15 protein-coding genes and 1 pseudogene are annotated in these 13,585 nt (G+C 59.0%); all 16 read right to left on the bottom strand.

Features of this window, described 5'->3' with window-relative positions:
* Positions 1-298, bottom strand: a pseudogene (locus BLQ12_RS25940) (electron transport complex protein RnfC); the annotation flags it as partial.
* Between the two features lie 201 nt (positions 299-499).
* Positions 500-1,609: a 1-propanol dehydrogenase PduQ gene (locus tag BLQ12_RS25935; protein ID WP_092215762.1), complete on the bottom strand. Its 1,110-nt coding sequence runs from the start codon at positions 1,607-1,609 to the stop codon at positions 500-502.
* Between the two features lie 15 nt (positions 1,610-1,624).
* A complete protein-coding gene (locus BLQ12_RS25930; RefSeq protein WP_092215760.1) occupies positions 1,625-2,077 on the bottom strand; it encodes a cupin domain-containing protein in 453 nt (150 codons plus the stop codon).
* Positions 2,078-2,269: 192 nt separating this feature from the next.
* A complete protein-coding gene (eutM, locus tag BLQ12_RS25925) occupies positions 2,270-2,548 on the bottom strand; it encodes an ethanolamine utilization microcompartment protein EutM (protein ID WP_152004567.1) in 279 nt (92 codons plus the stop codon).
* Positions 2,549-2,993: 445 nt separating this feature from the next.
* Positions 2,994-3,539, bottom strand: coding sequence for a BMC domain-containing protein (locus BLQ12_RS25920; RefSeq protein ID WP_092215756.1), 546 nt, complete (start codon positions 3,537-3,539; stop codon positions 2,994-2,996).
* Positions 3,540-3,543: 4 nt separating this feature from the next.
* Positions 3,544-3,819: a EutN/CcmL family microcompartment protein gene (locus BLQ12_RS25915; protein ID WP_092215753.1), complete on the bottom strand. Its 276-nt coding sequence runs from the start codon at positions 3,817-3,819 to the stop codon at positions 3,544-3,546.
* A gap of 27 nt (positions 3,820-3,846) precedes the next feature.
* The gene (locus tag BLQ12_RS25910; protein WP_092215751.1) at positions 3,847-4,437 is read right to left on the bottom strand and encodes a hypothetical protein; all 591 of its coding nucleotides are present in this window, start codon (positions 4,435-4,437) and stop codon (positions 3,847-3,849) included.
* Entirely contained in the window at positions 4,427-5,278 is an 852-nt protein-coding gene (eutJ, locus tag BLQ12_RS25905; protein WP_092215749.1) for an ethanolamine utilization protein EutJ, read from the bottom strand. The genes BLQ12_RS25910 and eutJ overlap by 11 nt, the downstream gene beginning before the upstream one ends.
* Before the next feature lie 2 nt (positions 5,279-5,280).
* Positions 5,281-5,943 (bottom strand): phosphate propanoyltransferase, encoded by a 663-nt coding sequence (locus BLQ12_RS25900; protein ID WP_092215747.1) that lies wholly within the window; start codon positions 5,941-5,943, stop codon positions 5,281-5,283.
* A gap of 8 nt (positions 5,944-5,951) precedes the next feature.
* On the bottom strand, positions 5,952-6,710 hold the full coding sequence (locus tag BLQ12_RS25895; RefSeq protein ID WP_092215744.1) for a cobalamin adenosyltransferase family protein: 759 nt from the start codon (positions 6,708-6,710) through the stop codon (positions 5,952-5,954).
* A gap of 6 nt (positions 6,711-6,716) precedes the next feature.
* Positions 6,717-7,001: an ethanolamine utilization microcompartment protein EutM gene (gene eutM, locus BLQ12_RS25890; RefSeq protein ID WP_092215742.1), complete on the bottom strand. Its 285-nt coding sequence runs from the start codon at positions 6,999-7,001 to the stop codon at positions 6,717-6,719.
* A 136-nt stretch (positions 7,002-7,137) separates the two neighbouring features.
* Positions 7,138-8,580, bottom strand: a complete 1,443-nt coding sequence (locus BLQ12_RS25885) for an acetaldehyde dehydrogenase (acetylating) (protein WP_092215739.1) — start codon at positions 8,578-8,580, stop codon at positions 7,138-7,140.
* A gap of 16 nt (positions 8,581-8,596) precedes the next feature.
* Positions 8,597-9,250, bottom strand: a complete 654-nt coding sequence (locus tag BLQ12_RS28515) for a BMC domain-containing protein (protein ID WP_092215737.1) — start codon at positions 9,248-9,250, stop codon at positions 8,597-8,599.
* Between the two features lie 13 nt (positions 9,251-9,263).
* Entirely contained in the window at positions 9,264-9,944 is a 681-nt protein-coding gene (locus tag BLQ12_RS25875) for a cupin domain-containing protein (protein WP_092215736.1), read from the bottom strand.
* Positions 9,945-10,022: 78 nt separating this feature from the next.
* Entirely contained in the window at positions 10,023-10,955 is a 933-nt protein-coding gene (gene cutD / locus BLQ12_RS25870; RefSeq protein ID WP_217640411.1) for a choline TMA-lyase-activating enzyme, read from the bottom strand.
* Positions 10,956-11,033: 78 nt separating this feature from the next.
* Positions 11,034-13,574, bottom strand: a complete 2,541-nt coding sequence (gene cutC, locus BLQ12_RS25865; RefSeq protein WP_092215732.1) for a choline trimethylamine-lyase — start codon at positions 13,572-13,574, stop codon at positions 11,034-11,036.
* Positions 13,575-13,585 lie beyond the last annotated feature (11 nt).

The raw sequence follows: 13,585 nt of genomic DNA, 5'->3' as shown, positions 1-13,585 counted from the left end.
TGGTGTCTTTGGCCACGGCGTCCTTGATGGTCTGAAGGGCCTTGGCGTGTTTTCCCTTGATGCAGATGACCCCGCGGGAAGCGCCCGTGGCGTCCAAGACGGCGTTCAACCCCTCAATCATGATATCGAGCTCATGCTCCATGATGTAGGGGTCGCTCATCAGAAGGGGCTCACAGGAGGCACCGTTCACAAGGACCGTGTCCACCGTTGCGTTGATCTTCACATGCGTCGGGAACCCGGCGCCCCCGGCGCCTACCACGCCAGCGTCTTTTACCTTCTCTACAATCTGATCTCTCATATGACATTCCATTGTGCGATAGTGCCTCCGGCGGGCCTGCCGGGGGCTAAACTTTTAAAAAGTTTAACAAACAGGTTTAAAAAACAGTGTCAGGCAACCTGAATCAAAGGCGGATATGGTTTTCCCCGGGAAACGAGGGTAAAAACGCATTCGCAACCTGCTTTCAAGGTGGCACACCTTGCCGCCGGAGGCATGTTCTTTTTAATACGCCGTTCGAAGCAACTGCCGGATATCCCTCAGGGAGGGTCGCCTCGGGTTGGTGGGCGTACAGGCGTCGTCCATGGCGTGGCGGGCCATGGTCTCAAGGGAGGTCTGGAAATCCCCCTCGTCAATGCCCAGGTCCCGGATCCGATTGGGGATGCCCATCTGGCTGTTGAGCCAGCGCACCGCCTCGATGAGGCTCTCGTTGCCCTGCTCCACGGTCTCGCAGGGGAGTTCAAGCTTCCGTGCAATGGTGCGATACCGGTCCCGGACGTCAAAGCTGTTGAAGCGGATGACGTACGGGAGCAAGACGGCGTTGGCCTTGCCGTGGGGGATGTGAAACAGGCCCCCTAAGGTGTGGGCGATGCTGTGCGCCACGCCCAGGCCGCTGTTGTTGAAAGCCATGCCCGCCATGCACGAAGCCAAAAGCATGTTCTGGCGCGCCTCCATGTCGTCGCCATTGCGATAGCAGCGCAGGAGGTAGCGGAAGACATACTTGATGGCATGCACCGCATACAGATCCGTGAAGGCGTTGGCCGGTGTGGAAACAAAGGCCTCCAGGGCGTGGGTGAGGACATCCATGCCCGTGGTGGCGGTGACCGACGGGGGCACCGACCGGGTAAACCGGGCGTCCAGCACGGCAATATCGGGGACGAGCAGGGGGTCGATGAGGGGAATCTTCATCTGCTGCTCGGTATCGGTGACCACGGTAACGGCAGTCACTTCAGAGCCGGTGCCGCTGGTGGTGGGAACCACGACCAGCTGGGGCTTGCCCTTGGCCGGGTCCGCCTTGTGGGCGAAGTACATGATCGCCTTGGCCGCGTCGATGGAGGAGCCACCGCCCAGGGCGATGATCAGGTCCGCGCCGTCGGCAAGGAGTTTCACCGTGCCTTCGCGCACGGTTTCAAGGGAGGGATCCGGCTCCACCTTGTCGTACACGCTGCTGGTGATGTTCGCGCGCTCCAGGCCGCTGATGATGCGGTCGGCAAAACCGATCTTCACCATAAAGGCATCGGTGACGATAAAGGCGTGCCTGCCCTCGAGTTTCTCAAGGGCATTGATGGCGTTCTCGCCGTAGCAGATCTGGGTGCGTCCGTTAAATTGAGTCAAGTCTGCGTCCTCCGGTTACTGCGATTCCCAGTCAGCGGGATAGGTGACATACATGAAACGGGCGGACTCGGGAACGCTGAAGGCGATGGAGGTGTTCTTGGGGATAAAAATGATGTCCCCTTTGTTGCCAACCACCTTGCGGCCGTCGATGACGATCTCCAGGGTGCCGTCGATGATGTAGTCCACCTCGTCGTATTTCAGTGTCCAGTCAAAGGAGGTGGTCTCCATCTCCATGATGCCGCAGCCGAGGCGGGGGCTCTCGTCCAGGGTCACGATGTCGGTAAGGAAGACCTTGTCCCCGGCTTTGCCCGTATCAAAGGGCTCGGGCTTGACAGAGTCGGTCTTCACGCAGAGCACACCGCTTTCCTTGTCCACGACTTTTTGAAAGGCCGGTGCCTTGGCGCCACCCATCTGCTCGGTGACAACTTTTCGGATCAGCTCTTCAAGGACTTTCTCGTTAATATCCATGGTTGGACTCCTTTTATCGGTGTGGTGTAAATAGTCAATCAGGTCGTGGGTGTCCCGGTACCTGGTTCATCGTTCAATGGTGTGGCCGCAGCCCCTTCTGAACGAAAAGCCACGAATCGGGACCGATCCGTCAGGTTGCTTTCCGGGCGGCCGGCGGCATGGGGCAATCCCCACACCACCGGTCACGAAACCCTATGCTTCCTGCTTTTTGGGGAGGATCAGCTCCACCTCGGCGTGGGGACGGGGAATCACGTGAACACTCACGAGCTCGCCCACACGATCGGCTGCGGCGGCACCGGCGTCGGTGGCTGCCTTGACGGCGCCTACATCCCCGCGAACCATAACGGTGACAAGACCGGAGCCAACCTGCTCACGCCCCACCAGCTCCACGTTGGCTGCTTTTACCATGGCGTCCGCTGCTTCGATGGCGCCCACAAGTCCTTTGGTTTCTACCATTCCCAATGCTTTCATTGTGCGTATCTCCTTGTTTTAAAAAAGTAGGTATCCTGCTTTTAAAAAATGTTGCGTTCTACCTTATTATATAGATCCGCTTGCAACATACCGCCGTTGGCTGTGCGTCGCCCGTGATGCCGTGCCTGATGTCAAGAGAGCAGCGACGGTGGTTTCAAGTTGATCACCTGGACACCGTCCGCTGCGAAAATGCCGCAGACGATGGTCACACTTAAAAAAATGGAATCATTCAACGTATGCCTCCGGCGGACCTGCCGGGGGCTAAACGTTTAAAAAGTTTAATAAACAGGCCATAGAAAAAGCCGTTTGAATAAATGACGTTTTAAGGGCGGATGTGATTTGACCCGAGGAACGAGGGGCAAAACGCATTCGCTGCCTGCTTTCAAGGTGGCTCACCTTGCCGCCGGAGGCATCCCTTTTGTATGTTATATTTTTGTTCCGTCCCTTACACGCGCTTAACGAGGGCACTCACCACCGAGGCGTCGGGGGACGGGATCACCACCGCCTCCACCAGGGACTTACCGAGGGCCTGTCTTGCAGCGGCAACGGACTCCTCCACCGAGGCGACATCCCCGGTGAGGACAAAATAGGACTTCCCGTTGATGCCCTGGCCCGTCACAATGCGGGCCAGTTCCACCTCGGAGCGCTTGACGGCTTCGTCGGCGGCAGCGATTCCCGCTGACGCGGTGCGGCACTCCACCACACCGATGGCGCCCCGGGCCCTCACCGCAGGGCCCCGTTTCAGGGCATCGAGCACCTGGGGCGAGACGCCTCCGATGGTGTAGCTACCCGCAAGGGCATAGCCTGCGTCCTGGGCAGCCGATACGGAGGTGGCCACGGACTCGCGGTCGCCTGCCACATGGATCATGTACCGCCCGGAGCAGATGGTGCCCGCCCTGAGAAGGGTTACCCCTGCGGCCTTGACCATGATGTCGGTAAGGACCGCACCGGCTGCGATGCTTCGACTTTCTATAATGCCCAGGGAATCCATGGCCCTACATCCCCTCCTGAACCTCGACCTCGTCGATGATACCGACGATGGTGGCATCCACGGGCGCATCAGAAATGGAGCCCGCGTTGCGAGCGGAACTGCCGGTGGTCACCAGGACCCGATCTCCGATGCCTGCGCCGATGAAATCAACGGCCACCAGAGAATCGAGTTCCTCGTTGGTGCAGGCGTCCAACCGCCTGACCACCATCAGTTTCATCCCGCTCAAGCCATCTTCTTTTCGTGTGGCCCACACATTGCCGATCACTTTGCCAACTATCATCCTGGTCGCCTCGTAAGGGTTTGGTTGTTATCCCCGGGTAAGGGTGATGCCTAAGTCCCGCGCGCTCTCCACAGCCAGGGGGGTCACCTGGGCGTCTGCCGGGAGCCGAAGCTCCGTTGCGCCCTGCTCCCCTGCCCCGGCCACATCGGCCTCGGTGACCAGGGGTTTCCTGATCCTGATGGTGTCTCGCTTTGTCGTATCCATGGGGGACAGGCCAAAGGAGGCAAGAGCCGCCTCCTGTCCCTCGAAGAGCCGCATGAGCCCTTCGGGGGCGGTATCGGCATACCGCTTGTATTCGTACTCCACCACCTCCACCGGCTGACCGGCCAGAAGGGCGGCCAGAACCTTTTCCATGAGCGGGCCGTCTGCCCTGCCCGCTGCCATGTCCGCCATGTGGCGGATGGAAAGATAGGGGACGATGCGCCGCAGGGTCTCCCCCGGGCCCGGGTCCTCATCCGGGTAGAGAAAGGTGTGCCCTTTGCCCAGCTGTTTTTCGGCGGCCCGGCATTTCGGGCAGGTCTTCTCGCCGATGATAAACACCCTGGGTGCCTCCGATTCCTCACCCACCTGCTTGAGGACTTCGGCGGCGATGGCTTTTACCAGTGCTTCAACATCCATGGTCACTCTCCTGTTCGCCCGTGAGCACGGAGCTCAGGGCAATGCCCATGGGGGTCACGAGAAAGGGGTTGGCCGGCTTGTGGACCGGGATGCCGAGCTCTTTTTCGAACACGGTCTCCATGCCGGTAAGGCAGCAGGTGCCGCCCACGAGGTAGACGGCTTTTATGTTCCGTCCCACGATGTGCCCTTTCACGATGGTGGCCATCTTCTGAATCACGGGCCGAACCGCGGCAAAGATCTCCTTGTGCCGCGTGTTGTCCCTTTTGATCTCCTCGGCCTCTTCGAAGCTCACCTTGTATGCTCCGGAAAGAACCAGGGAGAGATGGGTTCCACCCGTGGCTTCGTCGGCCACGTAGACCACCTTGCCCTTCTCCAGGATGGAGAGGCCGGTGGTCCCGCCGCCGATATCGACGATGACACCGTCTTGAACCCCCAGAACGGCGTTGGCCGCCGTGGGCTCGTCCAGCAGGTTGGTCACTTCCATCCCCGCGCCTTCCACCACGTAGCCGTGGGTCTTGCAGTCCGACTCGCCGGTTCCCGGAGGCACGGCGATGGCCGCCTTCTCCAGTTCCCGTCCGAGGCGTTCCTCAAGCTGCGCCTTGAGGCGCTTCACAACCGTCATGGCGCCCAGATAGTCCACCACCAGGCCGTCTTTGATCACCTGGGCGAACTCCATGGCACAGGCCACGGGCTCTTTTCGGCTGTTCATCACCACCAGCACGATAAAGGCGGTCCCAAGGTCCACCCCCACGAGGAGTTCCTCGGTGGGAGAGACCTCCCGCGTGGTGTCAAGGCACGTTTCAAGATCGGCAATGGTCCGATCTACGGATGAAAAGTCCACGGCTACGCCTCCTGGGTTACGCCCACAATCTTGCCTCGGGCGTTTTTGCCCAGGCCGCAGCTGTTGGCTTCGTCAAAGTCGATGTGCATGGCCAGGCTGAAATCCCTGTTCACCCGCACGATGACATCTTTGAATACCGCCGGGCGGGAGCCGTCCATATGGACGTCCACCTTCTGGTTGTCGGACACACCGAAGCGGGCCGCATCGGCCGGGGACATATGGATGTGGCGGGCGGCAACGATCACCCCCTCTTCCAGTCCTGCCAGGCCGCTGCCTGAGGTAAGCACGACACCCGGGGAGCCGGCCACATCACCGGACTGGCGCACCGGGGCTTTGATCCCCAGGATCCGCGCGTCGGTGAGGGAGAGTTCCACCTGGCTCTTGGGCCGGGCGGGCCCTAAGACCGCCACGTTGTCGATGACGCCGCTGGGCCCGATAAGGCGGACACGCTCCTTGCAGAGGTACTGGCCCGGCTGGGAGAGCTCCTTGACATGGGTCAGGGGGGCGCCGAAAAGCTCTTTGATGTCCTCTTCACACAGATGGACATGGCGACCGGAGAGTTCCACGGGAATTGCTGCATCGCAGGATGCGGCCTTTTCCGTTGTCGTCTCCACCATCTGGGCCATGACCTTCTTGATAACGTCTTCTACGATTGTCTGCTCCATCAGTTCTCCTACTTGTACATGCCGCCCTTGTCCTTGAGCATCATGATGTAAATGGCGCTGCTCATGCGGTTCAGGGCCTGGACAATGTCGGGCTTGCCGAGCTCAAAGGGCTCTTTCAGGGCGCTTACGGCCGACACTTCCAATTCCCGAACCCGGGCTCGCAGGCGGTTGAGCCTCAAAATCATCTCCCCCATGTCGTACGTGGGGAGCAGGTGACCCACCCCGTAGTATTTTTTGGGGTTATGGGAGTGGGCCCGGAGCTCCGCGTCGGTAAGCCCCAGGATAGGCTTTTCCGGAACGGGGGTGTCCAGGACATCGCGGCGCATGATGTCGCGGGTCCACTCAAGGATCTCGGAGAGATCCGCCACCAATGCCTTTTTACCGGCATCGTGGGCTTTGGCCTGCAGCAGGAGGATCTCCCCCTGACAGGTGTCGAGGCGGCCCCTGAACACAATGCGCGGATGGTCCTTGGGGACCAGCCGGTTGCCCGTGAGCTGGGTCATGTGCTCGGGCTTTGTGTCATACAGGCCGCCGTCCATGGCCGACACGTATGCCGGTCCGGTTTTCCCTTCCGCCTCAGTCTTCTTCGGGGCGGCCTCGGGCTCCGAGGCGCATGACGCGTCATCCCCCCTGACGACCTTAACCCCCTTCTCGTTGAGAAGCTGGGATGCGGAGGGGGTCAGGATCTGACCCTCCTCCAGCTTGAAAGTCTCAGGAACGTCCTTTCTGAAGGTTTCCCTCAGATAGGTTTCCGATATGACTTTCATGGCTTATTATCCTTCAATCTTGGGGAGAATCAGCTCCACTTCGCCGTGGGGACGGGGAATCACGTGGACGCTGACGAGCTCACCCACACGGTCGGCGGCTGCGGCACCGGCGTCGGTGGCGGCCTTGACGGCGCCCACGTCACCTCGAACCATCACAGTCACAAGACCCGCACCCACCTGGCTGCGGCCGATGAGGGTCACGTTGGCTGCCTTTACCATGGCATCTGCTGCTTCTACTGCGCCTACAAGACCTCGGGTTTCGATCATTCCAAGTGCATTCTGTGAACTCATGATTCTTTTCTCCTAAAAAAAACGTGTCTGTAAATAGTCGTCGCCTTGACCCGCCCTTTCACTATTCGAGACGGGTCAGGGTGCAACATCGTATGTATAAGAGACCCCCGAACCCGGCGGCCTCCCTTGGTAAGTCTTAAACCGTGCCGCTCATCTTCTTGAGCTGTTCCATGATCATGTTGGTCACCGCCTGCACATCCACGTTCTCGGTGGAAGGCTTACAGGTGGTTGCAGCCGCATCGTCCAGGCCGTAGGCCATGCGACGGATGTTGAAGAGCTGCTGGGGACCCACGTTCTCGGAGGTGGCGCTGCCGCCCACGGTCCCACACCCGAGGGTGAAGGAAGGTGCCATGTTGGTGGAGATGCCCACGGCGCCCTGGGTGGTGGGGGTGTTCACCAGGAAACGGGAGACGGGCTTTTTAAGGGCAAACTCTCGGATCACGGTCTCGTTGGTGGAGTGGATGCCCATGGAATGACCCAGGCCGCCGTTCATCAGGAGCTTGTAGCAGAGCTCGCAGGCTTCCTGCCAGTCGTTGACCACGTAGAAACCGAGCAGGGCCGTGAGCTTCTCCTTGGAGAAGGGGAATTTGGGGCCCACGCCGGGCTCGTCACAGAGCAGCATGGTGGTGCCGGCGGGCACATCAATGCCGGCGACCTTTGCAATGTCGGCTGCACAGCGGCCTACAACGGCGGGGTTCATGGAGCCGTTGGGGCGTTCCATGACGCGCTTGACCTTGGCCAGCTTCTCCCCTTCCAGGAAGTAGCCGCCCTGGGCGATGACGCTGGCCTTGACCTTGTCTGCGATGCAGGCTTCGGTAACGATGGCCTGCTCGGAGGCGCACACGGTGCCGTTGTCAAAGGTCTTGGAAGCAAAAATCTTCCGGACCGCCACATCCACATCGGCGCTGCGCTCGATGAAGGCAGGCACGTTGCCGGAGCCCACGCCCAGGGCGGGGGTGCCGGAGCTGTAAGCCGCCTTGACCATGGCGTTGCCGCCGGTGGCCAGGATCATGTCGGAGATCTTCATCAGCTCATCGGTGCCCTGGAGGGTGGGAACGCTGATGACGCCCACGAGGTCCTCGGGGAGATCCATGGCCTTGAGGACGCCGCGGATCATGTTGACGGTGGCCGTGATGCACTTCACCGCCGTGGGGTGGGGAGAGAACACGATGCCGTTGGCGCTCTTAAGGGAGATGATGGCCTTGTAAAGCGTGGTGCTCGTGGGGTTGGTGGAGGGAATCAGGCCCGCAATCACGCCCATGGGGGCAGCGATTTCAACGATCTTCTTCTCGGTGTCCTCGTTGATGATCCCCACGGTCTTGGTGCCGCGGTAGTAGCTGACCAGTTTCTCAGAGGCAAGGATGTTCTTCTGCTTCTTGTCCTGCCACTTGCCGAAACCGGTCTCCTCGCTGGCCATCTTGCCCAGCTCTTCGGCCATCTCAGCGCCCACTTTGGCAATGGCCTCCACAAGGGCGTCCACGCGTTCCTGTCCGGCCTGTTCAAGAACAGGCTGGGCTGCGCGTGCCGCACGAACCAGGGCTCGGGTCTCCTGGATTGAGAGCAAATCCTTATCTACCATCTTACGTCCTCTCTTCTTAGGTCTCTAATGTCTTCATGTATTGAATAAACGCCTCAAGAAGATCTTTCTTCTTGGCATACTTGATCTCACCCCTCGGGATGGAAAAGGTGGGGATCTGCCGGGCGAGGCGCCGCAGTTTGGTTACTTTCAGTTTTTTCAGGTCTGCCATGTCAAAGGTCAGGGCATCCCCGACTCCGCCCTCATCTTCAGGGCTGGGACTGTCGGTGAGGTCGGTTGCCGCCGCATCGGGCAGTGCCACAGGCTCCGGTGCCCTTTCGGGTTCCGGCTCCGGTTCAACCTCGGGTTCAAGGATGATCTCCGGCTCGTCGGCCCTTTGGGCCTTGCGCTCGGGGACACACTTGGGCCGCTTGCCCTCTTCGATGAGAATGCCGTCCAGGCCTTCTGCGGTGCGGGCAATCACGGTAATGGAACAAACCTCTCCGAGGCGCGCGGCCGCTGTACTGCCGGCATCCACCGATGCCTTGACAGCCGATACGTCACCGGTCATCAGGATGGAGACAAGGCCGCCTCCCACGGCCTGGGAACCGAGGATGGTGACCTCGGCGGTCTTCACCGCCACGTCACCGGCCTCTATGGCGGGGACAAGACCGACGGTCTCGATGATCCCCAATGCCATGCCGTTTGTTTTCATAACGCCAAGTGCTTTCATGCCTTACCCCCCTCTACTCTACGACATAGGTGGCAAAAAAGACCCTGGCCTTGTCGGGAGAGCCCCACACGACCTTGGCGCCGGAGGGGACAAAGAACACATCCCCGGCCTTGGCGGTGAAGGTCCGATTGTCGATGCTCACGGTCAGGGTCCCTTCGATGACATAGTCGATCTCTTCGTACCCTTCCATGACCCACTCGAAGCGGGAGGCATCGATCTCAAGGAATCCGGCACCCACATGGGCCCCGTCGTCGTCGCCGACAACCTCGCGGAAGCTGGCCTTGGCCTCAGGTGTTCCGGTGTCAAGGACATCCATGGTGACGGATTTGCCGCGAACGAGCTTGACGCCGCCGCCGGTCTCCGCGCTGTAGGGCTCAGCCGGGGCATCATCGGTGATGATGCCTTTCAACAGGCCCTTGTTCATCATGGATTTGAGTGCCACATAGATGGTGTCACTGCTGATCTCACCCTCACCTGCCGGTGTGTCGCACCCGCCTTCGGGGGTGCACGCAGGGGCCTCGGCCTTGCAGGCAATGCACTCGGCCTCGGTTTTCCCTTCGCACAACGTCAGCTTGGCTGCTTTTGCGGCGTCTTTTGCCGCCGGGGTCACGATCATCCCCGGTTCGACGCAAAGGGTGTTTTCCCCCTGCTTCACCAGCTTTTCGATATCATCCGCACAAATCAATTTTTTCATGTGTTTTTCAACCCTTTCATGTATTTGCGCATGTTCCTGTTACCAACCCCTGTAAAATATGCATGCATCGGGCCGTGCTTAATGCCTCACCACGGTCACCGGAAAATCTGAGTTCTTAATCCACGTTTCAAGTCGGTCCAGGTCCTCGTCACTCAAACTCGGATCCCCGTCGATGGGGTAGTCCCAGCCCAACTGGTTGTATTTGTTGACCCCCATTTTGTGGTAGGGCAACAGATCGATCCCTTTGAAATTCTTGTAATCGCGGTAGGGGGTCAAAAATTCAATGAGGGCGGAAATTTCCTTCTCACTGTCGTTGACGCCCTTTAACAGGGGCAACCTGACCTTCACATTGAATCTGTTCTGGAGCAGGTTTCTCAGGTTCTTCAAAATCAACTCGTTGCGAGCCCCTGTCAGCTCATAATGACGGTCTGAATTCATGTGCTTGATGTCAAAGAGGAACAGATCGGTAAATTCAGCGACCTTCATCACCTCGACGGGCTTTGCGTACCCGCATGTTTCAATGGCGGTGTTGATGCCCCGCTGCTTGCACACCATCAGCACGTTGGCCGCGGCTTCCGGTTGCATCAGCGCCTCACCGCCCCCTAAGGTCACGCCCCCGCCGGACATCTCGTAAAAGGAGCGGTCCTCTTCGATGACGTCCAGAAGTTCCGAAATGGTTTTCATCTCACCCACAACGGACAAGGCCGAAGGGGTGCACGCATTTTCACATCTGCGGCACCCGATGCAGACACTGCCGGTGACAAACTCATGCAAGCCGGTGTCGGGGGACATCCTGTGGACCCCGACAGGGCACACGGAGACGCAGTTCCCGCAGTTCACACACTGGCTCGGCTTGTACATCACCTGGTACTGACGCTTTTGACTTTCGGGATTCGAACACCACTTGCACCGCAACGGGCACCCCTTGAAAAACACCAGGGTTCTGACACCCGGGCCATCATACATGTTGTATTTCTGTATGTTGAAAATCCGTGCTTTTCGTTCAATCATGGTGCCCCCTGCGCTGCTCATAGTGCTCAAATCCCTACTTATTCTATACCTGGTACTGCAACATCAGATCATGCCTGACTAAATTTCAGTCAGCATGGTCCGGCTGATGATCTCGTCCTGAACGTCCTTGCAAAGCTCGACAAAGAAGGCGCTGTAACCGGCGACGCGGACAACCAGGTCACGGTACTTTTCAGGGTGCTTCTGAGCATCGAGCATCGTCTCGTTGTTAAGGTAGTTGAACTGCATCTCACCGTTGCCCATCATGCTTGCCGTACGGATCAGGGTGATGATGCCTGCTTCACCTTCGGGCGTGTCCAACAGGCCGCTCATCAGCTTGAAGTTATGAACCATGCCGATGTTCATGCTGTCGGTGGGCATCTTGGATACAGACTTGATGATCGCTGTGGGACCTTTGCAGTCGGCGCCCTGGGTGGGGCTGATACCGTCGGAGAGGGGCATCCACGCATCACGTCCGTTGGCAGACGCGCCAAGGAGCTGACCGAAGGGGGTGTTATTGGAGATGGAGAGGGTGCCGTGGCTCAGTACAGAGTAGAGAGTCTTGCACTTGCGGTGCTCACGCTCGGTGTAGTTGATGAGGTCGTTGACGATAAGGTCAACATAATCATCATCGTTACCGTACTTGGGAGCTGCAAGGCAATCCGCCTTCACCTGGTCGTATCCCTTGAACTCAGCCTTCAGGGCTTCGTTAAGCTGGGCCAGGGTGTACTTCTTGTCATCGAAGACCAGCTTCTTGATGGCAGCCATGGAGTCGGCATGGGTGGCAAGGCCACTCCAAACAGCACCGGGGCCGAAGTTGTACATGGCACCGCCGGCGGAAACGTCCTTGCCGGACTCCATGCAACCTTCGTACATCATGGACATGAGGGGCTTGGGAGCCAGCTCACGGTGGATGCGCTGGGAGATAACGGTACCCACGCTGGTCCATTTGGTGACGTGCTTGATCATCTCCTTGACGGCGGCATCGAACTGCTCATAGGTCTTGTACTGCTCGAGTGGGCCGTAGTCCGGGCAAACCTGCTTCTCATACCAGAGGGGCACACCGTGGTTGAGCACCATCTCGATACAGATGGGCCACTGGGTGTAAGCGGTGGAGGTCCACTGGTAAAGACGGCCGGACTTCTGGGGCTCAACACAACCCATGAGGCAATAGTCACGGGAGTCTTCGATGGAGCAACCCTTGGCCAGCATCATCTTGATGTGGGCGTCGTCAAAGTGAATGGCGGGAAAGCCCATGCCGGCACGGATGACGTCAATGATCTTCTTCAGGTACTTCTGGGGAGACTGGTTGTGAACACGGGTGGCCAGTGAAGGCTGGTACACCTTGACGTGTCGAACAGCGTCCATGAGGAGGTAGGTGAGGTCGTTGGTGGCGTCGAGGCCGTCACGGGTCACACCACCCACACACATGTTGACGAAGGGCTGGTAGCCGGCAAAGAACTTGGAGGCGTCTTCGCTGGTGAGCCACATCATCTCGGAGCACTTCACGAGCATACAACCGGAGAGGTCGAAGGCCTGGTAATCGGTCATGCGACCGGCTTCAATGTCCGCCTTGTAGAAGGGGTACATGTACTGGTCCACTCGGCCGATGGACATACCGGTCTGGTTCTCTTCCACAACGAGAAGGGACTCAACGGTCCAGACAGCCTGAAGGGCTTCCCAGTAGGTCTCGGGCTTGTGGGCGGGGACGCGGGCGTTGACCGCAGAGATCTTCTCAAGCTCGGCCTTGCGCTGGGGGTTCGTCTCCTTGGCTGCCAGCTCGCATGCATAATCGGAGAGACGCTTGGCGTAGATCATCACGCCTTCGGCGGTGTCGATGAGGGACTTGTAGAAGTAGATCTTGTCCATGTCATCGGGGTTCAGGTAGTCGAGCTCGTCAAGTTTCTCCTGGGATTCCTTGACGATGTCGAGCATGCCCTTTTTCATCAGGATCACGTCGTAGCCGGGGTTGGAGTCCCCCCCGCCGTTGACGGCGTGGTAGGAGCAGTCGGTGACATAGGACTCACCGGAAATCTCCCACATGCCCGCTTCGCGGTACTGCTGCTCGCAATACTCGTCCACGGACTGGCCTTCCCAGAAGGGGAAAATCTCATCACGCATGATCTTCTTGTCTTCATCGGAGATGAAGAAGGGGTCCTGGGCACGGGTGGCAATCGTGTCGATTTCATCCTTGACCCAGCGCCAGGCGATATCCGGGGAGAAGGCGCCCGCACGGGGAGCGCCGCAGGGAGACCCGACGATGAGCTCATCGTCCTGGATCACCAGAGGGGCGGTCTCGCAGCAGTGCTTGAAGCACTTGCCGCGGAGAATTGCCTTGGGAAGCCCGGGGTTTTCCTTGGCAATTTTGGTGATGGCACGCGCACGGTGGGTGGTGATGGTGGGAACGTGCGTGAGGAATTTTTCCTTAAGGCGTACGTGGCGTTCTGTGGGCCCGTCGGGAATCCCGGCGCCATGGGGTGCCGCACCGGCCTGGCCGGCAGGAACTGTGTTGGTAATTTCCGAAGAGATGCCTTCAAACATCTTTTTCAGCGACGCACGCTCTTCAGGGGTCAGATTCTTAGTAGCTTCTGCAAGCTTACTTGAAAATTCACGAAGATCCAAAGTATACCTCC

Origin of the sequence: Desulfoluna spongiiphila, from assembly GCF_900101345.1 — a bacterium.
Classification (GTDB): domain Bacteria; phylum Desulfobacterota; class Desulfobacteria; order Desulfobacterales; family Desulfolunaceae; genus Desulfoluna; species Desulfoluna spongiiphila.
The sequence above is the reverse complement of the archived record's forward strand: the minus strand, read 5'-3'. Positions and strand labels throughout refer to the sequence as shown.

What these genes read in the sequence shown, in the direction of transcription:
- BLQ12_RS25885 (WP_092215739.1), bottom strand. Translation starts at nt 8,580, where the DNA reads ATGGTAGATAAGGATTTGCTCTCAATCCAGGAGACCCGAGCCCTGGTT.
- BLQ12_RS25895 (WP_092215744.1), bottom strand. Translation starts at nt 6,710, where the DNA reads ATGAAAGTCATATCGGAAACCTATCTGAGGGAAACCTTCAGAAAGGAC.
- BLQ12_RS25915 (WP_092215753.1), bottom strand. Translation starts at nt 3,819, where the DNA reads ATGATAGTTGGCAAAGTGATCGGCAATGTGTGGGCCACACGAAAAGAA.
- BLQ12_RS25920 (WP_092215756.1), bottom strand. Translation starts at nt 3,539, where the DNA reads ATGGATTCCCTGGGCATTATAGAAAGTCGAAGCATCGCAGCCGGTGCG.
- BLQ12_RS25930 (WP_092215760.1), bottom strand. Translation starts at nt 2,077, where the DNA reads ATGGATATTAACGAGAAAGTCCTTGAAGAGCTGATCCGAAAAGTTGTC.
- eutM (WP_092215742.1), bottom strand. Translation starts at nt 7,001, where the DNA reads ATGAGTTCACAGAATGCACTTGGAATGATCGAAACCCGAGGTCTTGTA.
- eutM (WP_152004567.1), bottom strand. Translation starts at nt 2,548, where the DNA reads ATGAAAGCATTGGGAATGGTAGAAACCAAAGGACTTGTGGGCGCCATC.
- BLQ12_RS25875 (WP_092215736.1), bottom strand. Translation starts at nt 9,944, where the DNA reads ATGAAAAAATTGATTTGTGCGGATGATATCGAAAAGCTGGTGAAGCAG.
- BLQ12_RS25900 (WP_092215747.1), bottom strand. Translation starts at nt 5,943, where the DNA reads ATGGAGCAGACAATCGTAGAAGACGTTATCAAGAAGGTCATGGCCCAG.
- BLQ12_RS28515 (WP_092215737.1), bottom strand. Translation starts at nt 9,250, where the DNA reads ATGAAAGCACTTGGCGTTATGAAAACAAACGGCATGGCATTGGGGATC.
- cutD (WP_217640411.1), bottom strand. Translation starts at nt 10,955, where the DNA reads ATGATTGAACGAAAAGCACGGATTTTCAACATACAGAAATACAACATG.
- BLQ12_RS25910 (WP_092215751.1), bottom strand. Translation starts at nt 4,437, where the DNA reads ATGGATGTTGAAGCACTGGTAAAAGCCATCGCCGCCGAAGTCCTCAAG.